This window comes from Nitrosopumilus sp. b1, from assembly GCF_014078545.1.
GTDB lineage: Archaea > Thermoproteota > Nitrososphaeria > Nitrososphaerales > Nitrosopumilaceae > PXYB01.
In genome coordinates, this window is sequence record NZ_MU078749.1 from 19866 (window position 1) to 44324 (window position 24459).

At 36.0% G+C, this 24459-nt stretch carries 32 protein-coding genes and 1 tRNA gene; 9 read left to right on the forward strand and 24 right to left on the reverse strand.

Annotated elements, in window-relative coordinates; translation table 11 throughout:
* Positions 1-2: 2 nt before the first annotated feature.
* The 4 genes from ribB to C6988_RS10160 form a co-directional block, all read right to left on the reverse strand.
* The gene (gene ribB / locus C6988_RS10145; RefSeq protein ID WP_182135226.1) at positions 3-671 is read right to left on the reverse strand and encodes a 3,4-dihydroxy-2-butanone-4-phosphate synthase; all 669 of its coding nucleotides are present in this window, start codon (positions 669-671) and stop codon (positions 3-5) included.
* Positions 672-749: 78 nt separating this feature from the next.
* Positions 750-1331 (reverse strand): riboflavin synthase, encoded by a 582-nt coding sequence (locus C6988_RS10150; RefSeq protein WP_182135228.1) that lies wholly within the window; start codon positions 1329-1331, stop codon positions 750-752.
* A 31-nt stretch (positions 1332-1362) separates the two neighbouring features.
* Positions 1363-2085, reverse strand: a complete 723-nt coding sequence (locus tag C6988_RS10155; RefSeq protein ID WP_182135230.1) for a tetratricopeptide repeat protein — start codon at positions 2083-2085, stop codon at positions 1363-1365.
* Positions 2086-2313: 228 nt separating this feature from the next.
* Positions 2314-2649 (reverse strand): hypothetical protein, encoded by a 336-nt coding sequence (locus C6988_RS10160; protein ID WP_182135232.1) that lies wholly within the window; start codon positions 2647-2649, stop codon positions 2314-2316.
* A 313-nt stretch (positions 2650-2962) separates the two neighbouring features.
* Here C6988_RS10160 and C6988_RS10165 point away from each other — a divergent pair, with 313 nt between their 5' ends.
* Positions 2963-3181 carry a hypothetical protein gene (locus C6988_RS10165; protein WP_182135235.1) on the forward strand — a complete coding sequence of 73 codons (219 nt, stop codon included), beginning with the start codon at positions 2963-2965 and terminating at the stop codon, positions 3179-3181.
* Entirely contained in the window at positions 3178-3420 is a 243-nt protein-coding gene (locus tag C6988_RS10170) for an Lrp/AsnC ligand binding domain-containing protein (RefSeq protein WP_182135237.1), read from the forward strand. Before C6988_RS10165 ends, C6988_RS10170 begins: the two co-directional genes overlap by 4 nt.
* Before the next feature lie 2 nt (positions 3421-3422).
* Here C6988_RS10170 and C6988_RS10175 read toward each other — a convergent pair whose 3' ends face one another.
* The 14 genes from C6988_RS10175 to C6988_RS10240 all read right to left on the reverse strand — a co-directional run bounded on the left by C6988_RS10175 (position 3423) and on the right by C6988_RS10240 (position 16449).
* Positions 3423-4283, reverse strand: a complete 861-nt coding sequence (locus tag C6988_RS10175) for an HpcH/HpaI aldolase/citrate lyase family protein (protein WP_182135238.1) — start codon at positions 4281-4283, stop codon at positions 3423-3425.
* Between the two features lie 51 nt (positions 4284-4334).
* Positions 4335-5375: an L-threonylcarbamoyladenylate synthase gene (locus tag C6988_RS10180; RefSeq protein WP_182135240.1), complete on the reverse strand. Its 1041-nt coding sequence runs from the start codon at positions 5373-5375 to the stop codon at positions 4335-4337.
* A 19-nt stretch (positions 5376-5394) separates the two neighbouring features.
* Positions 5395-6465: a zinc-binding dehydrogenase gene (locus tag C6988_RS10185; RefSeq protein WP_182135242.1), complete on the reverse strand. Its 1071-nt coding sequence runs from the start codon at positions 6463-6465 to the stop codon at positions 5395-5397.
* A gap of 34 nt (positions 6466-6499) precedes the next feature.
* Positions 6500-6787 (reverse strand): DNA-binding protein, encoded by a 288-nt coding sequence (locus C6988_RS10190; RefSeq protein ID WP_182135245.1) that lies wholly within the window; start codon positions 6785-6787, stop codon positions 6500-6502.
* Between the two features lie 7 nt (positions 6788-6794).
* On the reverse strand, positions 6795-7247 hold the full coding sequence (locus C6988_RS10195; RefSeq protein ID WP_182135247.1) for a 30S ribosomal protein S19e: 453 nt from the start codon (positions 7245-7247) through the stop codon (positions 6795-6797).
* A gap of 69 nt (positions 7248-7316) precedes the next feature.
* The gene (locus tag C6988_RS10200) at positions 7317-7625 is read right to left on the reverse strand and encodes a ribonuclease P protein component 4 (RefSeq protein WP_255464473.1); all 309 of its coding nucleotides are present in this window, start codon (positions 7623-7625) and stop codon (positions 7317-7319) included.
* Positions 7626-7676: 51 nt separating this feature from the next.
* Positions 7677-7750, reverse strand: a tRNA-Gly gene (locus tag C6988_RS10205).
* 22 nt (positions 7751-7772) lie between these two features.
* A complete protein-coding gene (locus C6988_RS10210) occupies positions 7773-8438 on the reverse strand; it encodes a ribosome biogenesis protein (RefSeq protein WP_182135249.1) in 666 nt (221 codons plus the stop codon).
* A gap of 2 nt (positions 8439-8440) precedes the next feature.
* The gene (locus C6988_RS10215; protein WP_182135251.1) at positions 8441-9553 is read right to left on the reverse strand and encodes a hypothetical protein; all 1113 of its coding nucleotides are present in this window, start codon (positions 9551-9553) and stop codon (positions 8441-8443) included.
* A gap of 45 nt (positions 9554-9598) precedes the next feature.
* Complete coding sequence (locus C6988_RS10220) at positions 9599-12247, reverse strand: adenosylcobalamin-dependent ribonucleoside-diphosphate reductase (RefSeq protein ID WP_182135253.1); 2649 nt, start codon at positions 12245-12247, stop codon at positions 9599-9601.
* Between the two features lie 206 nt (positions 12248-12453).
* Entirely contained in the window at positions 12454-14547 is a 2094-nt protein-coding gene (gene nrdD, locus C6988_RS10225; protein WP_182135255.1) for an anaerobic ribonucleoside-triphosphate reductase, read from the reverse strand.
* A gap of 146 nt (positions 14548-14693) precedes the next feature.
* Positions 14694-14855, reverse strand: a complete 162-nt coding sequence (locus C6988_RS10230; protein ID WP_182135258.1) for a hypothetical protein — start codon at positions 14853-14855, stop codon at positions 14694-14696.
* A 70-nt stretch (positions 14856-14925) separates the two neighbouring features.
* Positions 14926-15291 (reverse strand): Zn-ribbon domain-containing OB-fold protein, encoded by a 366-nt coding sequence (locus tag C6988_RS10235; RefSeq protein ID WP_182135260.1) that lies wholly within the window; start codon positions 15289-15291, stop codon positions 14926-14928.
* 3 nt (positions 15292-15294) lie between these two features.
* A complete protein-coding gene (locus C6988_RS10240; RefSeq protein ID WP_255464474.1) occupies positions 15295-16449 on the reverse strand; it encodes a thiolase domain-containing protein in 1155 nt (384 codons plus the stop codon).
* Between the two features lie 69 nt (positions 16450-16518).
* Here C6988_RS10240 and C6988_RS10245 point away from each other — a divergent pair, with 69 nt between their 5' ends.
* Positions 16519-16968, forward strand: a complete 450-nt coding sequence (locus C6988_RS10245) for a DNA topoisomerase (RefSeq protein ID WP_182135264.1) — start codon at positions 16519-16521, stop codon at positions 16966-16968.
* Between the two features lie 4 nt (positions 16969-16972).
* On the opposite strand, the gene C6988_RS10250 is transcribed toward C6988_RS10245, so the two are convergent.
* The 4 genes from C6988_RS10250 to C6988_RS10265 form a co-directional block, all read right to left on the reverse strand.
* A complete protein-coding gene (locus tag C6988_RS10250) occupies positions 16973-17767 on the reverse strand; it encodes a carbon-nitrogen hydrolase family protein (protein WP_182135266.1) in 795 nt (264 codons plus the stop codon).
* 213 nt (positions 17768-17980) lie between these two features.
* On the reverse strand, positions 17981-18157 hold the full coding sequence (locus C6988_RS10255; RefSeq protein ID WP_182135268.1) for a tautomerase family protein: 177 nt from the start codon (positions 18155-18157) through the stop codon (positions 17981-17983).
* Between the two features lie 41 nt (positions 18158-18198).
* Entirely contained in the window at positions 18199-18960 is a 762-nt protein-coding gene (locus C6988_RS10260) for a rhomboid family intramembrane serine protease (protein ID WP_182135270.1), read from the reverse strand.
* 105 nt (positions 18961-19065) lie between these two features.
* Positions 19066-19446, reverse strand: coding sequence for a hypothetical protein (locus C6988_RS10265; protein ID WP_182135272.1), 381 nt, complete (start codon positions 19444-19446; stop codon positions 19066-19068).
* Positions 19447-19549: 103 nt separating this feature from the next.
* Between C6988_RS10265 and C6988_RS10270 the strand changes: the two genes are divergently transcribed.
* Genes C6988_RS10270 through C6988_RS10280 form a run of 3 tightly spaced genes read left to right on the forward strand, consistent with a single transcriptional unit; the run spans position 19550 to position 22386 of the window.
* Positions 19550-20851 carry an APC family permease gene (locus C6988_RS10270; protein WP_182135274.1) on the forward strand — a complete coding sequence of 434 codons (1302 nt, stop codon included), beginning with the start codon at positions 19550-19552 and terminating at the stop codon, positions 20849-20851.
* A gap of 44 nt (positions 20852-20895) precedes the next feature.
* Positions 20896-21846, forward strand: coding sequence for a transcription initiation factor IIB (locus C6988_RS10275; RefSeq protein WP_255464475.1), 951 nt, complete (start codon positions 20896-20898; stop codon positions 21844-21846).
* 60 nt (positions 21847-21906) lie between these two features.
* On the forward strand, positions 21907-22386 hold the full coding sequence (locus tag C6988_RS10280; RefSeq protein WP_182135276.1) for a pyridoxamine 5'-phosphate oxidase family protein: 480 nt from the start codon (positions 21907-21909) through the stop codon (positions 22384-22386).
* 12 nt (positions 22387-22398) lie between these two features.
* On the opposite strand, the gene C6988_RS10285 is transcribed toward C6988_RS10280, so the two are convergent.
* Both C6988_RS10285 and C6988_RS10290 read right to left on the reverse strand, forming a co-directional pair.
* Positions 22399-22671: a hypothetical protein gene (locus tag C6988_RS10285; RefSeq protein ID WP_182135278.1), complete on the reverse strand. Its 273-nt coding sequence runs from the start codon at positions 22669-22671 to the stop codon at positions 22399-22401.
* A gap of 60 nt (positions 22672-22731) precedes the next feature.
* Entirely contained in the window at positions 22732-23196 is a 465-nt protein-coding gene (locus C6988_RS10290; RefSeq protein WP_342752389.1) for a CBS domain-containing protein, read from the reverse strand.
* Positions 23197-23307: 111 nt separating this feature from the next.
* On the opposite strand from C6988_RS10290, the gene C6988_RS10295 reads away from it, so the two are divergent.
* From C6988_RS10295 to C6988_RS11215, 3 genes are all read left to right on the forward strand, one after another.
* Positions 23308-23622 carry a P-II family nitrogen regulator gene (locus tag C6988_RS10295; protein ID WP_182135280.1) on the forward strand — a complete coding sequence of 105 codons (315 nt, stop codon included), beginning with the start codon at positions 23308-23310 and terminating at the stop codon, positions 23620-23622.
* Between the two features lie 211 nt (positions 23623-23833).
* Positions 23834-24142 (forward strand): hypothetical protein, encoded by a 309-nt coding sequence (locus C6988_RS10300; RefSeq protein WP_182135282.1) that lies wholly within the window; start codon positions 23834-23836, stop codon positions 24140-24142.
* Between the two features lie 219 nt (positions 24143-24361).
* Positions 24362-24459 (forward strand): universal stress protein (locus tag C6988_RS11215; RefSeq protein ID WP_255464476.1); only part of this gene is annotated, 98 nt, incomplete at its 3' end.

Sequence of the window (24459 nt, forward strand, 5' to 3'; positions counted from 1 at the left end):
AATTAATGCACCTTAGCGTATTCTACTAGTTCCTTTCCATCAAGTAAAGGAATACCATTTTGTTTGGCATATTTGGATGCTTTTTCAACAGATAGCGCTGAGTAGGTATCTGCATCCATCATTTCACAAATTGCAGTAACAGGTTTAAGACCTGCTAGCTGTGTTAGATAAATTGACATCTCAGTGTGTCCCTGCCTTTTGAGTAAAAGATCATTTGATGCAATCAATAATGGAACATGGCCAGGAGTCTTAAAAGAAGAAACGAATTTGTTTTTAGGACTTTCAATATCATGTAATTTTGAGAGTTCTTTTATCGTCAAGGCTCTGTCATTATCGGTAATTCCAGTATAGGTTTGATAATGGTTAATAGATATAGAAAATGTAGGATGATCTCCGTATGGAGCAAGTCCCATTATCATATCTTTAGAGCTTTCTTCAAATGTATCTGATAGAATGTCATGCATGTATCTTAATCCAAGTGATTTTCCAAATCCATTATCAATGGCAAGGCATAGTAGGCCACCTGCATGTTGTCGCATTCTTGCAACATGTTCAGGAGTGATTAGCTCAGCAGCAACTACCATGTCAATTTCATTTTCTCTACCTGCAGAATCATGTAAGAGAACAAACTCGCCTTGTTTTAGTGAATGGATGGCTGCATCTAGTGACATATGAAAAATCCTTTGGTTTCAGATTATAAAGTTTACTAAAAAATTGGTAATTACCACTAAATTTGTAATAAATTAGCCTTATTTTAGAATGTATTTTCCAAGAATATCAGTTTCAATATTAACCTTGTCGCCTATCTTTTTTGTATGAAAGTTTGTAACATCAATGGTATGAGGTATCAGACAGACTGACGCTAGATTCTTTTTTACATCAACTACCGTCAAACTAATTCCATCTATAGCAATTGATCCCTTTTTTACAACATATTTTGATAATTTTTTTGGGATTTCAAACCAGACTTGAACTTCCTTTGGTTTTTTGAGAATTTTTTTAATTATGCCAACTCCATCTACATGACCCAAGACAAAATGTCCTTCTAGTCGATCATTTGCCTTGAGGCTTCGCTCTATGTTTATGATGCTACCTGGTTTTAGATTTCCTAAATCAGTTTTTTTTGTTGTCTCATCAATCATCTCAAAATTTGCCTTATTTTTTACAATTTTAGTAACAGTCAAGCACACTCCGTTTAATGCAACGCTTTGACCAATCTTTAGACCTCTGGATTTTGTTCCAAGATCAACCGTCATTTTTACTGCGCTTCTATTCTTACTCTTTTCAATTTTCTCAACTTTACCTATTCCTTCAATAATTCCAGTAAACATTGTTCAGATTCTATTGAAATCTATGAAATTATTAAGATTGTGATCGGAGTTTTTTTTCTTCCATATCATTGAATTCGTTCAAACAAAACTGATGAAAGACTGTACACTTGTTGTTTTTAGCATCCTGAAGAATTTTTTTCATATCTTTAACCAAGACTCCTTGTGCTGCTAAAAATGATTCATCTTCTTTTCCCAATTTTACATAAAGAGCTGATTTTGCTTTTTTTGCTTGCTTTATTGTAGGATCAATTTGTTGTACTTTGTCATAGCATTCAATTGATTGCTCAAATTTATTGAGATAGCTAAGTGATACTGCCTTATTCATTAAGGCCGTGACATTATTTGGTTCAAGCTGAAGAGTCTTTTCGTAAAATTCTATAGCTTTTGCATGTTGATCAAGTTCATTTAATGATAATCCCATGCTATTAAGAGTCCAAGTGTCATTTTTATCAATATCAAGCATTTGTTGACAGGATTTTAGGACATCATCAAATTTACGTAGGCGTTCTAAGGCAAAAATTTTATTTTTTAAGGCATATGTATCGGTTGGATTCATCTCCAATACTTTACTTGAATAGTCTAATGCATCCTGATATTGTCCTAAATGAAGAAACGCGGTAGTAATGTTTTGTAAACCAGTCATATCTTTTGGGTTTTTATCTAAAATTTTTTTGCAGTAAATGACTACATCATCAAATTTCTCTGCCTCAAACATTCGGGTAATAGCATTAATTGGATCTAGAAGATCAACCATCTATAATTTGTGAGAATTATCTGCTTTATTAGTATCTTTAAAATCTGTGAGTTCAAATGGACACCGTCAAGTCTTTAAATTATTTTTACGTATTATTATCGATACACTATGCTATACAGTGTAATTTCATGTCCAAGATGTATGAAGAGTGTTAGATTATGGATGACAGATGGCGGAGATAGAATAAAGGCTCAAAAATGTAATCATTGCATGGAGCAATTGTCATAACTAAAATGTAAATCCATCCTTTAACATTACTGCAAGATCCTTTCTGGAATTATCCTTATCAATTGTAAATCGTAAATTCACCATGAGTGTTTCTACCAAAATACATTGATTTTTTGTAAACTGATAATATCTTTCTAAAGCATCCTCAATTGAATTTGCCTTTTTGTATGAAGACCAGAAATTTTCATTCATCAATTCATAGTTTGCCAAAAATTGTCTTATGGGTTCTTGCGCATTAGGAGACGAATTATGCTCTAATAGTTTTAGTAAAATTTCTTCTAATCTATTATCCAAATGTGCATCATGAATTGCCTGGTAGATTGATGTTGAGCTCACACTATCAATACTCTATAATAAAATAAAACAATTGAGATAGGACGACGAGGAATTGTTCTCTATCCCAGGAGGAACCGCGGATAGAGTTAGTGCTTTGCTTTTTCTAGGCCTTCCTAGACAATTACCTTGACACAGCACTGAACATTGATAGAAGAACTATCATTGTTGTCCTCGTCAGTATAATTACGTCAAAATGATATTTAAGGTGAATTGATTAAAAAGTGAAAATTTGTTTAATTTAATAATGCTTTTTCAAATGAATTTATTGAGAATATCAATTACCCTTCAAATATAATGATCGCCTATTTGATGTATGGCATTAGTATTTACAAGATTTTCAACAAATGACATCATAGAACTCGCACAGAATCCAAAATACTCTAGAGAACTAGAGAGGGTTTCATATGGCGAATTGGAATTAATCAATGAGAAGATTGGTAAAATAATTTCTGAATCTCACTATGACCCAAAACTCTTTGAAAAATTGCTTAGACTGCGAAGCTATATCGTATCAAAGTTGTGGTCAACATGAAGAGTGAAAAAACTGTTAGTGCATATGTGCTAATTACTTGTGACAAGGGTACAGAGGAATCAGTAATTGAAGAGATAAGACATGTTGATTATGTGAAAGAAGTTCAAGAGACATTTGGTGCATACAACATTATTGCAAAACTTGTTTCAAGAAAGGGAGAACTAATCAAAAAGGCAATTTCTTGGCAAATGAGAAAAATCTCAAATGTAAAATCTACATTATTGCTAATGGAAGTATAGAGTTATTGCTTTTTAATTAATTCAAGTAAAGCTTTAGCTTGCTTATAGTGAACCTCATCTATCATTTTTCCCTCAACTGTGGTCGCTCCTTTTCCTTTCTTGGTTGATTCAAGATACACCTGGCAGACTTTTTCTGCCCAATCAATTTCTGGTTTTGTTGGGTAGAATATTTCATGTGTAATTTCAATTTGATCTGGATGGATTAAGCTTTTTCCAGAATATCCCAAACTTTTTCCAATTTTACAGTCCTCAACTAATCCTTCTTTGTCTTTAAGATCCTGCCATATGCCATCAATTGATGCTATGCCAGCAGCTTTTGCATCAAGTGAAACTTTTGATCTGGCATATTTTACTCCCTCAGGTTGTTTTGTGTATTCTATTCCCATATCATTTAGCAGATCAAACACTCCAAAGACAATGGCACAGACACGTTTTGAGACAGAAGATATTTCATAACAATTCACCACGCCTTGTGTACTTTCAATAGAAGGTATAATTTGGATAGGCTTTATCTTACGTTTTTTTTCTATTTTCAAAAGAGTTTTTTCAATTTTTTTGAGTTCTTTTGTGTTGTTTACCTTTGGGATAACGATTCCATCTATTCCTTTTTGGATAATAGAATCAAGATCTTTTGGAATTTTTCCAGATAAAGGAGAATTTGTTCTGACATATACTGCAGGTTTGTATTCAGACCTTGATTTTAGGGCATTTTTGATCAAATTTCGGGCATTATTCTTTTCATTTTCAGGAACAGAGTCCTCAAGATCAAAGCAGACAATATCAGCAGTCATTGATTTTGCTTTTTCCAAAAAACGTTCGTTGTTTCCTGGAACAAAGATAAGACTGCGAAAGAGCCTAGACATAATGTAACTCTAATCACTTGGCCACATTAAGATTTTGGTGATTGTAGTTACTTATTTTGTAATTACTTGGTATGCTGCCTTGTTTAATCTATTCATTATAGCAAAACCCAAGTCGTTATCAGCAATCTCTTGTATTAGGAGGATGTCAATTTTTTGGCTATCAAACTTTCGAAATACAGAAAACAAATTTTTGGCAATTTTTTTGGGATCTTTGCCAAGAAAAAGAGTTAGATTTGATTTGTATTTCTTGTTTTTCTGTGTGGTAACTATGCCGACTCTTTTTTTCTTATTTTGGTATATTTGGACAAGCTCTGAAATTCTTTGATCAACATTTTTGATAGAATTTTTTAATAGAATTACTCGTGCGTTAGGAGTGTAATGTTTGTATTTCATTCCAGGAGATCTTGGCTTTGAAATCTTTGTACGTTTTCCAGTAAGGCTTTGATCTAGTTTTATTTTTATTATTCCTCGAAGATTCTCTTTAGTAATTTTTCCAGGCCTTAACAAGATTGGAACTTTTTTTGTAATGTCTAGAACCGTAGACTCTAGACCAATGTCGGTAGTACCTCCATCGACAATGGCATCGACTCTTCCATAAAGATCATCTATTACGTGTTTAGCAGAAGTTGGGCTAGGTTTTCCAAATAAATTGGCAGATGGGGCTGCAACGGGAACACCAGATTCCTTTATCAGTAATCGTGCAATTTTGTTTGAGGGCATACGTACTGCTACTGTTTTTTGGCCACCAGTGGTAGGATCAGGTACATTTTTTGATTTTTTTACAAGAATTGTTAGAGGCCCTGGCCAATATTTGCGCGTAATTTTTTTGGTTAGTGGCGGGATTTTGTCAGTTAGGATTCGTAGATCATCATACTTGTTTATGTGAACAATTAACGGATTATCGGCGGGTCTTTTTTTTGCCTTGAAAATTTTTTTTACTGCCTTTGCATTTAGTGCATTTGCGCCAAGACCGTAAACAGTTTCAGTTGGAAAAGCAACCGTCCCACCGTTTTTGATAATTAATGCAGCTTGACGAATTTTGTTTATCTGAGGATTCTTTGGATTTATTTTAATTATTTTTGTTTTTGACAAGAATTAGTTTTTATTTTTACTACTCTGGTTTCATTAAGATTTTGCCAAAGAATTTACCTTGAAGCATTTTGGTATGTGCCTCTGCGGCTTGCTCAAATGTGTATACTGAATCGATTTCAGCTTTGATTTTGCCCTTGCCCATCCAGTATAATCCTTGCTCCATCTCTGCTTTTGTTCCTTGAGTTGAACCTAAGACATTGATTCCTTTGAAGAATATGTGTCTAAGATCAATTTGTGCATCATAACCGGTTGTTGCTCCACAAGAAACTAGAGTACCACCATAGTTTAGCAGAGTCAATTGTTTGTTAAAGTGAGTCTGACCAATGTGATCAAAGGTAAGATCAATTCCGGGTCTTACACCAGTTTTTGATGCAATCTCTTTAGTAATTTTATAGACTTCTTTGTTCCAGTCATCTTTTCTGTGATCTACTGCATAATCTGCTCCTAATTCTCTACACTTGTCTAGTTTATCTGGACTTGCAGTTGCAATTACAGTACAGTTGTAAAGTTTAGCAATTTGAATACCGAAACTTCCTACTCCAGAACCACCACCCATGATAAGAACAGTTTGCCCTGGTGTGATTTTTGCTCTGCCTACTAACATGTGCCATGATGTTAGAATTGTCATGGAAGCTGCTGCTGCATCTTCATATGACACACCTTCAGGAATTTTTGAAACGTTTGTCTCTGGTAAATGAACTAGTTCACTGTATGCTCCCCATAATGGACCTGTCTGGAATCCCCAGACTTGTCTTTTGGTGCAGTCATACTCTCTACCAGAGGTACATAATTCACATACTCTACATGCAAGATTTGAGTGAGAAACTACTCTATCTCCGACCTTGAAATTTGTAACATCTTCTCCAACAGCAACTACGTCACCTGCTGCATCGGAACCGGAAATATGTGGTAATGGAATTGCAATAGGTACGCCTCTCATTCCCCAAATATCGTTATAATTGAGAGCTGCTGCTTTTAATTTTAAAACTACTTCGTTTGATTTTGGTTTTGGATCATCAATATCTTTTACTTTAAGGATTTTAGCATAATTATCATCAGGAGCATATTCTTCATAGACTACTGCTTTCATGAGGTTACTCTGATTTTCCCCTAATTATATTTTCTTAGCGACGATTTATCTTGAAATCTCGTTTTGGTTGCTGGGTGGATAAAAGTATCTGTTTTAGCTGATCGTCTGTGATGGGGGATCTAATCTTTCCCTGTGATGCCATGCCAATGATATAGTTTTCAATCATTCCTGCCAGATCTGGTTTAACCATCCTAACATTGTTTAAGCGAAGTCTTGCTTCTGAATCAAGAATTTGTTTTAGAATTATTTCCTTTTGGGCTGAAATCTCTGCCTCGCTTGGATTGTCTTGATTTTCAGATTCATCCGAATTTGGATAACTCATTTAATCACTATGAATAAACTTTCAATTCTGGTTTTTCAGCAGATAATTCTTTTAGGATTTCAGTTGCTAGCTTGTCTAGTTTTTGCATTCCTTGTTTTGATGCAACTCTTCCTTTCTTCTCTACTTTATCAAGATAACCTAATTTTTCTAATCCGTGAATTGCATTTCTAATAATTGCACCACTTGCATCTTTGTGGTGTCTTGCTCCATAGCCCAATGGCTTTCCTCCGCCGTATTCCTTGCATAACTCATTTACACCAACAGGTCCGTGCAAGTAGATTTTTCTTAAAATCGATGCACATCTAGTATGCCACCAATCTTTGTCTTGAGGAGGTTTGTCAGCATGTGCTCCGGTCTTTACAAATGAGGCCCATTCTGGTGCTGGAATATCTTCATTTTTTAGAATATCTGCTAATCTGCTAATCAACATATCAGCTGGTACGTCATAGACCTTTGCCATAGAGTGAAAAACTCTCGTATGGTCTTATAAATCATTGAGGGATTGTGCCTAGTTGGTTATAATAAAGACTCAAGATCGAGGAGGAATAATTTTTCTGTAAGTATGGCCACAAAAGTTGCAAGTTATTCTTACTGATTTAATTGAAGATCTTCCTACCCGAATCTTTGAATTTATTCCCGGTGCGATAAAGTTTTTACATTTTTTGCAAAAGGCCATTCTAAGCTCATATGGCATCCGGATTTTATGCCTCATGCTTATTTTTCTAGCAAGTAATGCTTGTCTTTGAGAGAGCTCTGGGTCAGTCTTTGCGTTATCAATTGCAATTTGAACTAACGTCCTCATACGGTTTAATGCGATTTCTCTAAGATCTAACTTCACACAAAATCAATATTCTATAATTTAAAAAATTGATCTATTCAAAATTTAGTATGCAGTCAGCGGGATTCGAACCCGCGTCACAGGGTTGGAAACCCCGAATACTAACCAGGCTATACTATGACTGCATAAGGAAGCAAACTCTACAGCCTACATAAAAATTGTTTTTTCATACTCGTATAGGATCCTACTAATCACAACATGAGCTTCAAATGATTGCTCCCCTATCGAGTAGGTCCTATCAATGTGTTGAGTTATTTCATCTGAAAATGCTCCTTTTTGGAAACCACCCACTATAAGACAGGAGTCATCTAGTTCTTTGCCTACTGATTGGTAATTGCTTGGCACTCCATCTGGTGATAATGCAATTACACTTTTTGGCTCTATCATTTCGATTAATTCATCAAATGTCATTTTTTTTAGCTCCATCAGTACAGAATCATCTGTCTTGATTACTTTGTCTTTGAACAATTTTTCTACAATTCCTGCAAATCTGTGATAAGATTTTGGTAGTCTTACGTTATCTCCAAGAATGATAACTTTGTTATCAATTGTATGCACGTAAATTTCAATTTCATTTTCATGGTACAATGGAATGCTTGTTGCAGCTAGCAAACACAGATGAACTATATCTGGTCTGCCGCGTTTAATTTCATTTTCTAATCCTTTCATTGCAGCAAAATGCCATGAATTATCCAACAATATCTCTGAAGGGTATTTTCCTAATTTTTTTGCATGAGATTTTATTGAGATGTGTGATTGTAATTCTCGCGGGACTAGCTCAAGTGATGATTCTGCAATAATTAATGACAGCATGTTTAAGACAACGATGAGATCTCTTTTTTAAATTCATTCCATGATGGTTTTTCGTTTCCATCTTCACTTATCAGACCTGCACTACAGATGTAATTTCCTAGTCGTTGTGCAACAAATTCACTACTACCAAAACCTGAACCTCCACCTACTGAAACTGCACCCTCTAGTTCTTCTGCATTAATTATGCAGCTACCATCTGGTCTATCATACATCCTATACCATGTTACAAACTCGATTTGATTTTCATTTTCGTTGAAAAATTCGTACACTTGATTTACAAATTGTGTTTGATCAAATTCGTTTCCTTCTACGTGACTAGATGTGCTCCAGCTTATCTCAAAGAGGGCAACCTGCTTGTTTTGTGCAAGCTCAAATGCCTTGTCTAGGTCTGTTCGTGCTTGATATGGAGTTTTTACTATCTCGTTTAATGCATCTACTGGGAAATAGCTAAATGCAACAAAATCACCTATTGATAGTTCCTTTACTACATTCTCGATGTTTTTGTTAAGAACATTATGCAAGGCAAAAGAGTTTCCAATTTTTACATCTGGGTGTTTTTCCTTGATTCTATCATAGACATTGTTAAAGAGGTCTCGATAGATTGGAATTTCTCCTTCTTTGTATCTAAAGTGCTCATCAGTGTCACCAGATATAATCAGGGTATCAATGATGTCATATCTTGATAGTACTGCATCAAGAACATTTACCACATTGTCTTCTGATATTGTGATTAAGCTTGGTTTTCCTATCCAGTCTGGAAACGGTCCAAGTGTTTTTCCGTTTACAATTGAAAAGTATAGCGTAACCTTGAGATTATTTTTTTTATTAAAGCTCATGATAATGTCTGACTGCTTCCAATCAAACTGACCCTTTTCAGGTTCTATTATATCCCAAAACATGTAGACATTACTTCTTCCAATGCCTGTTGAAGCTGCTTGTGAATAGATTTCATCTAATTCTGGGAGGGTTGTAGTTGTTAATGGTGTATTGATGACCAATCCTAATTTTTCATTAGTTGATTGATTGGAATTTGGTTGGGATGGCATCAATGCAAATGCTGCAGCAATTCCAATAATTACAGCAGCAGAGATGCCGCCAATAATGATCTTATTCACAGTTCTTGGCTGTGAAAAAAGAGAGGTAAAAAAGTTGTGATGCTTTTAACCGGATGTACAGCCGCTGAATCCACATTCTATGCAGATACTGCAACCCTCAACGAACACCAAATTGTTCTTACACGTTGGGCAAAGGTTTTCCTCAGATGTCTCCTCAGCGAGATTCTGCTCAACAGGTGTCTCTTCTGGCGTTTTTAGTTTCAAGGCGTCTTGTACTTGGGTTTTTACGTATTGGTTTGCTAGTGCTGTTGACACATAGTCAGTGACATAGTTGCTTGGAGTTACTGTGAATATTTTTTCAGCCTTTTCACTAGTCATGTGAAGAACTTGTTTGTGTCTGGAACCATCACGATAAACCGTGATGCCTTTCAAGCCAAGCTCATGTGCTAGTAGATATGCTGCTTTGACGTCTTCTGCAGTAACATCATATGGCATGTTAATTGTTTTAGCGATTGCATTTCCAATCCATTCTTGCCATACTCCTTGTGCCATAAGATGATCAGCCCAGTGAATATCCATTGCAGTGACAAAGATGTTTTGCATCCATTCTGGAATTTCTGGAATTCCTTTGAGTGAACCATAGTTGTCAGCAATTTTTTCAAGTATCTCTTCACTGTACAATCCGTTGTCTTTGAGTGCTTGCTCAATGATTTTGTTTGTGTAAAAGAAGCGACCAACAGTTACTCTCTTTTCAAACACTAGTGCAAACATTGGTTCCATTCCATTAGAACAGTCTGCAATCATTGATAGTGTTCCAGTTGGAGCGACAGTTGTTGTCAATACATTTCTAATTCCATGCTTTTGGATCTTTTGGATTAATGCATCCCATTCAAAGCTGTGTTGCTCTTTTGGACGTTCATAGTATCCAGCAATTGGAATTTTTCCTTCTGGATATTCTGTCTTTGAGCAAAGTGGGAATTCTCCACGTGACTTTGCTAATGCAACACTCTCTTCCATTGAATAGTATGAGAGAGCTTCTGCTAGTTTTGATTGAATTTCATATCCTTCTTTAGAGTTGTATGGGATTCGTAGTTTGTAGAGTAGATCTGCAACTCCCATTACACCCAATCCGATTCTTCTTGATTCTTTTGATGCAGTATCGATGTCTTTTACTGGATACAGATTGACATCAATGACGCTGTCAAGGAATCTAGTTGTCTTTCGAATTGTTTCTTCATATCTTTGCCAATCAAATTCGTATTCGCCATCTGCCTTGCGTTTTACAAGATTTGACAGATTGATTGAACCCAAGTTGCATGATTCGTATGGATACAAGCTTTGTTCTCCACAAGGATTTGTTGCACGGATTGGTCCGCCTCTTGCTTTTGCAAATACATTGTATTTGTTGATTTGATCAAAGAAGATCAAACCAGGTTCGGCACTCTTCCATGCAGACAGTGCAATTAGATCAATTAGTTGATGTGCATTAATTTCTCTAACTGGTGCTTTGTTGCGTGAGCTTCTTAGCATGTATTTTCCGTCTGTGGTATTTACAAGTGAATGCCAGAAATCTTCCCAGATTCCAACACTTACATTGAAATTCTCAAGCACGCCTGGCTGAGTCTTGTTTGTGATGAATTTTTCAACATCAGGATGCCATGCTTCGATAATTCCCATGTTGGCACCACGGCGTTTTCCACCTTGTTTTACCACTTCTGTGACTGTATTGATAATATTCATGAAGGATACAGGACCTGAAGCAACACCAGATGTTGATGCTACAATGTCACCTTCTTGTCTAAGATCAGAGTAGTTGATTCCAACTCCTCCTCCAGATTTGAAGATTAATGCTGCATCAGATGTTGATTTCATGATTCTTTCCATATCATCTGGCATGTCTAAGACAAAGCATGCAGATAGTTGTCCCAAACGTCCACCAGCGTTCATCATTGTTGGTGAATTTGGCAGAAAGTCTTGTGAAACCATCAGATCATAGTATTCTTTGATTCTGTCTGCATATCTGTCTAGTTTCTTTGCAGCTAACATTGTCAGAAGATCTTTGAAGCTTAGCTTCATCTGACCTTTGTTTGCCAAAGTAATGTAGTGGTTAATCATGGCTCTAAAGTGCCATTTGTTAAGATAGTATTCGCCTATCTTGAATTTGTAATCAAAGCTGTCTAGTTTATCTAGATACGCTTCTGCCTCTTCTAGGTTTTGTCTTTTGTTACCATCTTTTGCAAAGAGTTCTGCATCATACATTAAATCTCCAATGCCAATTAAGATGGCCACACGCTCAAACATTTGACTGGGACTTTCGGTAATCTCATTTTTGTTATTTCGTAGGAGATATCTTGAAGCCAAAACTCTCAGGCAGTTTAGATCAAATTTCTTTGCTACTTGATCTAATGTCTTTGTGTTAAGAACCTTGAATTTCTCATCTCTAACTTTTCTACGTTCATGTCTATACAAAATGTAGGCCTTGGCGATTTCACTGTGACCGTTCTCGATCAAAGTTGACTCTACCATATCCTGAATATCTTCAACGCTTGGAGGTCGTGAAGCAGAAAATCCTTGCTCAAATAATTTTCTTAGTACTCCCTCTGCGAGTTGATCTGCTAGACCACGGTCGGCTTCAGACGTGGCTGCTAATGCCTTGTAAATGGCATTTGAAATTTTATCTTTATTGAAAGCCACAACCGATCCATTTCGCTTGCGGATCTCTCCGATAGAACTTTCTATTTGTGAATTATCCAATCTATAATCTCCCCTCCAGTGGTATGATTTACTGTGGTTATAACTTGTGTGGCCTAAAAAAATTCATCAGGATCGATTTTTGATTTAAAATTATTCACACCGGTACTATGAACTTCATAACGGTACGATTTTCGACTTTGAAAAATTTTTGATAGGATCTAAAATTTGATCGTAAAATGACGAAAAGAATTATGAAGTTACGAATTTCAGATAATGTAAGGTGATTTGCAGTTAGGACATTTGTCGCCTAGTTTCTCATCTTTAAAGCCACATTCGCCACAAATTGATACGTGTTTTACTGGTTTGAAGGAGGATGTTAATTCTCCAGTCTTTTCTATTGCCTTTTTGATATCATCGATCTTTGCATCATCGTCGATCTTAAGACTGACTAGTAATCCACCGTTGAGCATTTTTGCAAGCTTGTTGCATTCAGAGATTTGCTCACTCTTTGCTGTTAGCCCATCTACCTCGGATGCATTAAGTGTGAATCCTTCAGAGTAAGAATCAGAATCAAGATCTTTTAGTACAGAGTTCTTTCCATATTTTTCTCCATCAAGTGTTGAAAATCTGACAGAGCCATCACTTTCTGTCATACATATTCTAACATCATCACCAAGTTCTTTTCCTTTTTTCTTTGCAACTTCAACTGCAGTTTCAATTACTTTGTGTAAGATGTCACGACCTTCTTTGTTGTCTTGGTAGCCAAGAATGTTAAAGACTGCTTCATTTAGTCCAACCAAATTCAACACAATGGAAGCAGAGCCACGTTGCATGTACTGTGTATTCTTTGCAAGAATTGGATTAAGACCACGTCGAGTTAGATCAGATATGTCTTTCTTTCTTAATGCCATAGATGACAAAGCTGGTTTCATGAGAAGAGCTAATCTTGCTCTAAAGTAAGTTTCATCTTTGTTTGACTCAAATGCAAGTCGTGGTAAGTTAATTGAAATTGAATGAAGGTTAATTGAAAGAGGAGTAGAGTTCTTTGTTTGTATGTTGGTAATTCCCTTGTTAGATACTAATCCTTGAGAGAAGATTACTTTGCCGCCAAGTGTTACAATCTCTGCAAGATCAGCAGAGACATCAGATAGTTTTCCTTTTTCATAGTCAATTATCAAACCGATCTTTGGAATTGGTGTAATTCTTGCATAGTTTTTGTATGCGGTGATAATTGCAGAGTTTATCTTAGCATCAGAGCCGAGCTGAACTCTAAAGGATACAATTGTTGGATTTTTGTTATACTTTGAAACAGTTGAAGCAGTTGCAAATGCATCTGTGAGTTTTTGCTCAATGTCTCCAGGATTCTTTGCATGTTTTGTCAGCAATTGTGCTAATCCATCCATTACAACCTCTTGTGAGGCTTCTTTTGAGATGAGTGAAATCAACATGGAAAGTGTTGATGTTAGATCATCAAGGTTTTTGGCAGATGGTATTCGTGAGACATCTAGGAATTTTCCTCCAAGGTTAAGGCCATCATCAATTAATTCCTTAATATTTACAAAAATTGCATCAGGTAAGAGTGACCATATTCCAGGATTCGTAATGTGTAGGTCGCCAGATAGGTGTGAATCTGCCACGTCCTTAGGCAGGGTATTTGTGAGTAAATGCTCAGCAAAGACTACTTGGCCTGTCTTGTAGAGTAGGCCTTCTGCGCCATTATCGACATTATCAATATTTGAGAGCATTTCCTGTACATCAAATACCGGTAGCCCAAGTCTGGCCAGTTTATTGCGATATTCCTCATGACCATGTTCTAATAAAACAGAGTTAACCATTTCGCGGATAAGAGAGCCGGTAAGGTATGTTGTTTGATATTTGTAAATTCTGTTTTCAACTTCCTCTGTAATTTTTTGTGCTAACTCTAATGGTAAGCTTCCCTCACGGACAAGGGATTGTATAATTTTATGAGAATTAAATTCCTCAATTGATTCATGTGATGTTCTAACATACATTTTGCCGCTTTCAATAATAGATCGTTCTTCAATCTGTCTTGCAAGACTTAGAACTAATTTGCCCAAGTTTGTAATGGTGTATCTTCTCTCAGATTTGTTTAATGCAACAAGGGATTGTCTCAATAATTTTCTAAGATGGTATGCAAATTTACCACTCTCTTTTTTTGATTTGAATCCAGCAAGGGACTTTAATTCTGAATAAGTCAAAGGGCCCTTGGAATTTAAAATTCTTAAAATGTCTATACGGTTTGGACTGGCCATAACGGAAAAGATCATCCGTACACGCTTTGATGTGGATTGCAGTATGCCGCCCCTCTTTGGCTCCGCTACCCCCTCGCTCAGTTCCATATCCATGTCTACCAGATTAGGAGTAATTAAGATTTATGACTACATCGTTTTTGGATCCAATTAGATCATTTTTGGATCCAACTTGATCATTTTTGGAAAACGGGATCAGTTTTTGGATCAAAATTGATAATTTTTGTAAAACTAGATCAGTTTTCTTGTACATCTAATGAAAATTCAGATGTTGAAAGTGCTTGTCCACAAGAAGGACATTTTCCACTGTAAGGATTCATGACATCTTTTAGAGGTTTGAGCATTTTCATACTTGTGATCTTTTCACCACATTTTCCACATGTTACATCTACTGACATAGATCAAAATCGTTTAGTTGTGATAATTAGAAAACTGCTCTGATTTTTTTAATAATCGCAATAAATTATTTTATTGCTTTTCTATGAGGATTCCCCTCTCATCAAATCCAGTGATTTTAGCTTTGGTACCGACTGGGAGATCTGCAGGGGTTTTGATGTTTGCCATAAAGCCAGAAACTCGCAATTCTGAGGCGTCTAATTTGAGAACAACCCAGGCATATGGGGTGTATTTTTCAAAGCCAGCAGGAGGCACTGTAATTATGGTGTATGTTGCAACAGTTCCTTGCCCTGAAAGAATTGCATTTTCAAACTCCTTTGCCCCACAGTTTTGGCAATAATATACGGTGGATAAATGGAGATGACTGCATTTTGCGCATTTCCTAGCAAGAATCTTGCCTGCTTTTGCTTGCTCTACAAATTCTTGTTTTGCTGACATTTCTTACACACTTTGGAAAATATGAACGGCACAGCTGGCGCCTGTAGCACCAAAGTTTTGAGTTAATCCAATTTTAGCATCTTTGACTGTTCTTTCTCCAGCCTTTCCTGTTAATTGTTCATAGACCTCAACGACTTGGCCAACGCCAGTTGCTCCAATTGGATGTCCTTTTGATTTTAATCCGCCTGATGGATTTATCGGAATGTCACCGTTACGAGAAGTTCGTCCCTCTCTAACTGCATCAACTCCTTTACCTTTTTCAAAAAATCCTAAATCTTCACTATCAACAATCTCTGCAATTGTAAAGCAATCATGAACCTCTGCAAAGTCAACATCTTTTGCTGTGATTCCAGCCATCTTGTATGCTGCTTGTGCTGCAAGTTTTGTACTTGGAATTGTCGTCATATGTTCACGACCTTGCAGTGCTGCAGGGGATCCACCCCTACCTGAACCAATTACTCTAACATAATCACCACCATGCTCCTTTGCAAACTTTTCACTACATAGAATTACAGAGCTTGCACCATCAGAGAACGGGCAGCAGTCATATAGCTTTAATGGGCTTGCAACAACTGCAGAGCTCATTACATCATCAATTGTAATCTTTTTTCGCAAGTGGGCTTTAGGATTCAAAAGGCCATTTTCGTGATTTTTTACTGCAACTCTTGCAAAGTCTTCCTCTGTTGCTTTAAACTCTGTAAGATAAGCTCTTGCCATAGATGCAAAGAGTCCTGGAAATGATGCTCCAGCTTGTCCTTCATAAAAGAAATCAGAACAATATGAAAAATATGTTGTAGTCCACTCTGTTCCTGTATGAGTTACTTTTTCAACACCAGTAACTAAAACTGCATCATAAAATCCTGCTGCTACATTTGCAAATGCTTCTCGAAATGAAACCGAACCGCTTCCACATGCAGATTCTATTGATAGTGATGGTTTTTCAGGTATGCCAAGATTACTCATGACTACTGGGCCAAGATGAACCTGCTTATCTGCAACTCCAAAAACGTTTGAAATGTAACCTGCATCAATTTCTTTTGGCTCAATGCCTGCACTTTCAATAGCTCCTACTGAAGCCTGTACTGTGATATCAGAAATGCTATCTTCTAATTTTCCATATTTGGTACTTCCTGCACCAAGAACACAAACCTTTTCCACAAATCTGGCTGACCTCATTCCCTATAAAAATCGTTCAAGCATTTACATTGTATAGAATTGAAACAAAAGATGATGTTACAGAGTCAAAACCAGATTAGAAAGAGCTCCAAGTCTCGCCATTCCATTAGGATAACAAAGAAAAAGACTTTGACATTAAAAGAAGAAATTAGTCAATACTTTGATGAAAACGGATACCTATCCTATTCCACAAAGAAGAAGAAATATGTCATTTTAGGTACAAACTCTCCAAAGGATGGTTTGCTAGAATGCCCAGAATGCCATGTGGGGCAATTAATGGTAATAAGATCCTATAAAACAAAAAAAAGATTCATGGGTTGCTCAAACTATTACAATGGTTGCAAAGCGTCATCACCTCTTTTGCAAAAGGCCATGCTAAAGGCAACAAAGATTCCATGCAAGTTTTGCAGTTGGCCCACTATCATCTTTAGGTATTCACGAAAAGAAAAATGGGTAAAACGTTGTGCAAATTTTAATTGCTCTGGAAAGAAGAAAACCTAGAGTATCAATAGACATCTTTTCGTCGATTTTTTAACAATGGTAAAACGGTACGGGTTTTTTTGATCTCTTTTAGTGAGATATCTGCATATGCTATGCCTTGTCGTTTCTTCATATCAACAAGAATTTTTCCAAATGGATTAACAACTAGGCTTCTGCCGCAGTAAATGTTGCCTACTTGATCAGGCGCAATTACATAACATCCGTTTTCAATTGCTCGTGTTTTGTTTATAGTAATCCAGTGATCCTCTTTCATCTCACCCTTTACCCATGCAGATGGTGCAACTAGAATTTCAGAGCCTGCAAGCGTCAGCTTTCTAGCCATCTCTGGAAAACGCAGGTCATAGCAAATCAGCATCCCAATCTTTCCAATGCTGGAAGAAGTTGGCTTTGAAATCTTGGAGCCTGAGGTCATTTTAGCAGACTCTCTAAAACCTAGTGCATCATAAAGATGGATTTTTCTATATTTTGATACAACTTTTCCGTTTTTGTCAATTACAAAGGAGGTATCAAAAACCCTGTCCTTTTTGTTGCTCTTTTCATACATTGTTCCTATAACTTGAATTGAGTTTGACTTGGCAGCCCTTGCAATTGATTTTACAAAGTTTCCAGAAATCGTTTCTGCCTCGTTTGCAAGATCTTTTGGCGTTTGTGATGAAGAGGTATAGAACATCATAAATTCAGGAAATGCAACAAGTTTTGCTTTTTGATTTGCAGCCTTTTCAATATAGTTTAAAATTTTTTTTAAATTTTCTTCCTTTTTTGTTGATGCCTTGAATTGAACAAGTGCAATCTTTGTCATAATTCTGGTAAAAATAAATGAGATAAAAACTGTCTTGATCAGTTTATTCAATTCTGATGTATCATTTCAGACAAAAATTATGTAAAAAACTATGCCAAACTATGCCAAAAAATTTTTTGAAGTAGTTTTGTGTAAACCCAAGGTCAATAATGCACTAGTTGTTCTTAGAGATATCAAAAACATACATACAGAAGCATCGGTAAATTAAAAAAATTAAAGCTGGTTTCCAGCCAAAAACCAATTCTCTTTAGGATTTTCATCAAAGACGACAATGACATGACTCTCTTTAGTTTTGAGAATATCTACAGCTGCCTTTGTTATTGCCTTTGCATAGTCATCTTTTTGTTGTTGTGTTCGTCCTGGATACATTGACACTGTAATTAGTGGCATGGATAATGTAGAATTGTTTAGGGATTTATTCGTTAAAGAATTTAGTTTCCTCGATAACCATACCTTGTCCCATAGGTAAATTCAGAGTTGTGTGTTTTTTTGTAGAGGTAGCCTGTAGCATATCCAATTGCAAAACCACCAATGTGAGCCATGTATGCAACTCCACCTCCAGCTACACCAAATCCTCCAATAAAGAACGGTAACAAGTTTTGAAATATCAACCAGAATGGCAAAAACCATCTTGCTTCGATATGTAACATTCTCCAAAAGAATCCCAGCATTAGAAAAGTCGAAATTCTAACTCGTGGATAGATTGCAAGGTATGCACCCAATACTCCAGAGATTGCACCGGATGCTCCAACTGCTGGAATGGGACTTAATGGATCAATTGCAATGTGAGCCAGTCCTGCACCAATTCCCCACATCAAGTATACTCCAAGAAACTTTGCCCTGCCAAACTTGTACTCCATGTTGTCACCAAATATCCAAAGAAACAACATGTTACCACCCAAGTGCATCAACCCACCATGCATGAAGATTGAGCTAAGTAGAGAAATCTCGGGCATGTCAGGACAGGGAATCTGCATTCCGGGTTGTACAATATAGCTGGCCCCTGTTACACATGATGGTACAGCTCCCCATTCAAAGAACATCATTGCAGCATTTTGATTTGAAAACTCCCAAATTTGGCCTGTAATTGCTACTTCTACAAAAAATACTGCAACATTGAGTATCATTAGTAGAATGGTTAGTTTTGGCTTGAATGATTTTGGATGAGGGTTTTCATCTCTTATTGGAAGCATTCTAAATTTTCTTCAGAAATTGTGTAATAAGAATATTCCAGTAAAACTATAGAACCAATTCAGGGATTATTTTTTATCTCATATAATACGAGAGAGAATCCATCATTAGTGGCTGTGCACAATGTCAAATATCTTCTTTTTAGAACTAAGAGAGGATGCAACTGGGATCATTTTATCAGCTAATTTTCTTACTTTATTCTCATGCATTTTAGGAAATTTTATGTGGAGACATTCGTGATAAATTGTGTTAACTGTCTCAACTTTTGGTTCTGTAGATAAATGTGGATTTAGCCAAATAGTACCACATTCCTTTATACACTCAGCCCATACTCCTCCAGGTTTTGTAGCACCCTTGTATAGATAGTTTGCAAAATGTTTTCTGTCATAAACTAGTACAGGCTTAATTTTCATTTTTAAGATATTTTCAAACGCATTAAGAATAGTTTGATGCCATTCTTTGTCTGATTCAGAAAACTTCCATTTCAATTCTAATCATTTTTATTTTTAGTATAAGAATATGAGAATTAATTTTCATAGTTGATAATTTGCACCCAATTTAGATTTAATATTATGACGTTGAGTGTAGCGTATGTCAGAATTAAACCGAAACATGAGTTTGTTTCATCTAATAATGTATGGTGTCGGATTAATTCTCGGTGCCGGCATCTATGTTCTAATTGGAGAAGCTGCTGGTCTTGCTGGAAATGCCGTATGGATTTCATTTCTAATTGGTTCAATTGTTGCAGTTTTTGCAGGCTTGAGCTATGCTGAATTAGCTGCACTATTTCCAAAAGCAGCAGCAGAATATGTTTTTGTGAAAAATGCATTTAGGAGTAATTTTATTGCATTCACAGTTGGTTGGCTAACTTCAATTACCTCAATGATTACAGCCGCTACAGTAGGATTAGGATTTGGGGGCTATCTGGTAGGATTTATCGATATTCCAATTGTTATTGGAGCAATTGTAATACTTGGAGTCTTATCCATCATTAGCTTTGTAGGAATTAGAGAATCATCTTGGATGAATACCATTTTTGCCATCATAACAATCGCAGGATTAGTAATGGTAATTGTTCTTGGTTTCAGCTATGAAGTCAAAGAGCCCGTTGATTATTTGCAGACAACTGGAATTTCAGGAATTGTTCTTGCATTTGTTTTGATCTTTTTTGCATTTATTGGATTTGAAGATATGGCAAATATCGCTGAAGAAGTTAAAAGACCTGCCAAGAATCTGCCGAGAGGAATACTCTTGGCAGTTCTCATTACAGGAGTAATCTACATTCTTGTATCAATTTCTGTGTTAAGAGTAATGACATGGGAGGAGCTTGGGCAATCTTCTGCTCCACTCGCAGATGTTGCCAATAGAGCGTTTGGGGAGAATGGAAGTTTTACATTGTCTGCAATAGCGTTATTTGCCACAGCAAGTACGATTCTAATCACGCTGATTGCAGGGGCTAGAATGCTTTACGGAATGGCACGTGACGGTTCACTTCCAAAAGTTTTTGGTAGAATTCATTCTAAAACCAGGACTCCATGGATGGCAGTTATTGCCATCTTTGTAATTAGCACTGGTTTTACATTAATTGGGGATATTGTTATTGTTGCAAACATTGTTGTTTTTGCAATAGTCATTACATTTGCAATGATAAATTTGGCAGTTATCATACTGCGCTATACGAAACCAAATGAACCAAGACCGTTTCGTGTACCGATCAACATTGGAAAGTTTCCAGTTCTTCCATTATTTGGTCTAGCAGCAACGTTGTATATGATCACTCAATTTGATTTGCAGGTAATTTTATCAGGAGTAGGAATTGTTGTGTTAGGTGCAATAGTGTATTTTACATATATTAAAAGACTGGAAAAAATTCATTCTGAGAGTAATAAATAAAATTGCAATGAAAAGCTGTTTTAAGTATTATTTTTGCCAAATGCGTGTTCCTTTTATTTGATAACCACGTAATAGATACAGTAGTGTTAGAATATTTTACTAGTGATTACGATGCAAAGTGTAGACTAGACACTTGCAAAACCTACCCGGCAATTACAGACCAAGAAAGAGGCGAAATTGTCTGCGGGGAATGCGGTACAGTGCTATTGCAAAATATACCCGATGTGGAGCATGAGGCATATTCATCACAAGATGATTTCATGAGTCAAACTAGAACCGGTCCTGGAATGTCATTAGCAATGCACGATAAGGGATTATCAACTGTGATTGGAAACAACAGAGATTCAGCAGGAAATAATCTATCAAGAGATACAAGAAATCAATTTTCAAGATTAAGAATTTGGGATCAAAGGAGCAAATCAAAGACAGTTGTGAGGCTAAGCAAGGCATTTACAATTCTTAATGCATTAAAAACAAAACTTGCGATTCCAGACACTGTAGTTGAAGATACTGCACAGATTTACAGGAAAGCAGTTGCTGCAAAATTAACTAGAGGTAGAACAATGAGATCTCTCGTAGCTGCTTCACTTTACGCAGCATGTAGACAATCAAGTACGCTTCGTTCTTTAGATGATATAGTAAAAGCTGCAAATATCGAAAAGAGGATTCTTTCAAGAGACTTTAGAACCCTAGTGAGCAGACTAGAATTGAATGTAGATCAGTATGATACTGCTGTATTTATCACAAAAATTTGCAATAATTTGGATATGAAAGAGACTACAAAGCGTCAGGCAGTTGATTTCCTAAAGAAATGTGAAGAAAGAGGAATCACTGAAGGTAAAAATCCAATTGTGCAGGCTGCATCTTGTGTGTATATTGCATGTGTACTAAATGGAGAGAAGATTAGTCAGAATCAAATTTCTAGAGTAGCTGCGGTGAGCTCAGTGGCAATAAGAAATCGAACATTATTGATCAAGGAAGAACTGGGAATCTAGAAGTATCAAAATTGAAAATTGTGTATCCACATAATATATTAAAAAACCCCTTTTTCCAGTATGAAGATTCCAGAAGAGGTCAAGAAAATGATCGAATCTCAAGGAATTGTAGCAATCGGTACATCTGGTGGGGCAAAATTTGTCAATATTACGCCGAGAACATTTTTCACTGTAGAAGATGATGCGATATTTTGGCTTGATTTTTTCAAGCATAAATCATTTAGAAACTATACTGTAAATCCCAATGCAACTGTAGCTGTCTACGATAAAGAAGAGTATGCAGGGTATCAGATTCATGGAAGAGTATCCATTTTGACAGATGAGTCAAAATGTTCAGAAATTAAAAAAAATATCTTTGATGTATCGCTAAATAGAATTAAATCCGAAAAAGCTAAAAAAATGAAAGGTCATTCGTCTAGCTTGATAATGTTTGAACCAAAGGTAATTTACTCATTAATTCCAGAAGAATTTTCAAATTTGTCAATATCATCAGATATAGAACCGTCCAGAATATTTTTTGATTCAGAGAAAAATAATTAATCGAAAAAAAATCTAATTGCTTCCCTTATTACGACTTTTTCTACTTCCGGTGCCACGGCCTGTTACTCTGGTCATGCCTTCAGTTGATGGTCTTGGTTTTGGATCAGGTAGGTCTTTTAGTTTTCTAGTTCCAACACCGCGTCCACTGCTTAATGTAATATTTTTGCCAGTTTTTTTTATTTTCTCAGACTGTTCCTTTCTGTAAGCATCCCCGGCCCAATTTTGTTCTTTAATTTCTTCTTCTCTAGTGCCTGTTCCTCGTCCGGAGGTCTTTTTCACTTTCATACTAAATAATAGTTGTTCTTCCTATTTATGCATAAAACAAATTTTCAATGATGAGAATATTTAGCTGTACGGACTGTATCGACTAAATACTTCAGATATTGAATGATAGTACATCTTTCTCATATCTTCTTCAGTACATGTTGCAAATTGTTTTATCAAGTCAGTAGCAGTAACAATTCCAACCACCTTATCATCATCTACAACAGGAATTTTTCGAATATTTCGAGAATTCATCAGTCCTGAAATAGACCAAACTGATTCTTCAGGACCAATCGTGATTAGGGGCGTTGACATTATCTGTTTTACTGGAGTCGTGATTGGATATGCATGGGCAACGATTTTGATTGCAAAATCCCTATCTGTTATAATACCAACAGGGGAGTTATTATCCATGACAATGATTGCACCAACTTTAGTATCTTCCATCATTTTTGCTGCCTCGTTTACATTTAATTCAGCATCAACAGATATGACAGATTTTGTCATTATATCCTTGACAGTAATCTTGTTGGGATCAGAATTCAATAATTTGTGATCAATTTTCTGTTATTTGAGAAGTAAAGTGCAATATCAGAACTGAAAATCAATACCGATAATCTGTAGAGCCTTTTAAAATCAAAATACCGTATGGTCAATATGAAAAGAATTGAAACTCTGATTACGCCAGCAATGCTAGATAATGTGGTAAAGGCTATCAAAAAAGAAGGTGTGGGAGGAATAACTGTATCTCATGCTCAAGGACAAGGTAGTGCTGATCCACCATTGGTCGGGCAGTATTTTGCTCGAGAAAGAATAGTGGTAGTAGTTGATGACTCCAAAGTTGAACCAATTTTAGAATCAATTTCAAAAGTTGCGTGTACTGGAACTAAGGGAGATGGTAAAGTTTTTGTCACAAATGTTGAAGATGCTCTAGATATTTGTACAAAACAAAGAGGAGTTAAAGCAATTTAGCTCCAAAAAAATTTCTTTATTATTAGAAGTAAACTAATTTTGATAATCTAAATTTGAATCGTCAGGATTAAAATTATTTTGCTGACTCTTTTGGTTCCAAGCAGGCATGAAAAATTATTTCTGTATTTATTACACAAGATAAATTCCAAAAGTGGAATTCAAAACTGATAATTTTCTCTAATTATATAATTTACATTTGACAAAATGTATTATGGGATCAAAACTATCCAGACCTGTATTAATGGCTATGTTGATAGTAGGAGTATCTGTCGCTGTAATTTTCACAATTACTCCATGGAACTGGACTCCAATTCAAGTAACTGAGGATGTAACCGTTTTAGCAGTTACTGAATATGGATGTGTCGCAGAATCTCAATATGGTACTAGTGTAGTTGTATCGGAATGTAATGCAAAAGTAGGCGATGTAGTATCTGCCACATTCTATATTCCTTCTAGTGAAGTTAATGAGTTCTACGATAAACAACAACAAAAAGTTGAATTAGTTCAACCAGAGCCCTAATTTTTTTTTAATTCAAATATTTTTACATTGATTTGACAACCCACATTCTTTAAAATTAGAAATAAGTTTGAGACTCTGTAAATCTGATAAGATAATGAGGATTGTAGGACTTCTGGTACCAAACACTGTTTAATTTTTATCAAAACAATTTCTTATTACTATTTTTGATAATCTTGTTCTGTTCTTAAATTCAAAAAAGTCTCATGATGTGTGTTTAGTATGTCAGTTAATAAGATCCTAGTTCCTCTTGACGGTTCAAAAAATTCTCTTCGTGGATTAGATCATGCCATTTACTTGGCTAGACAATGCCAAGCAAC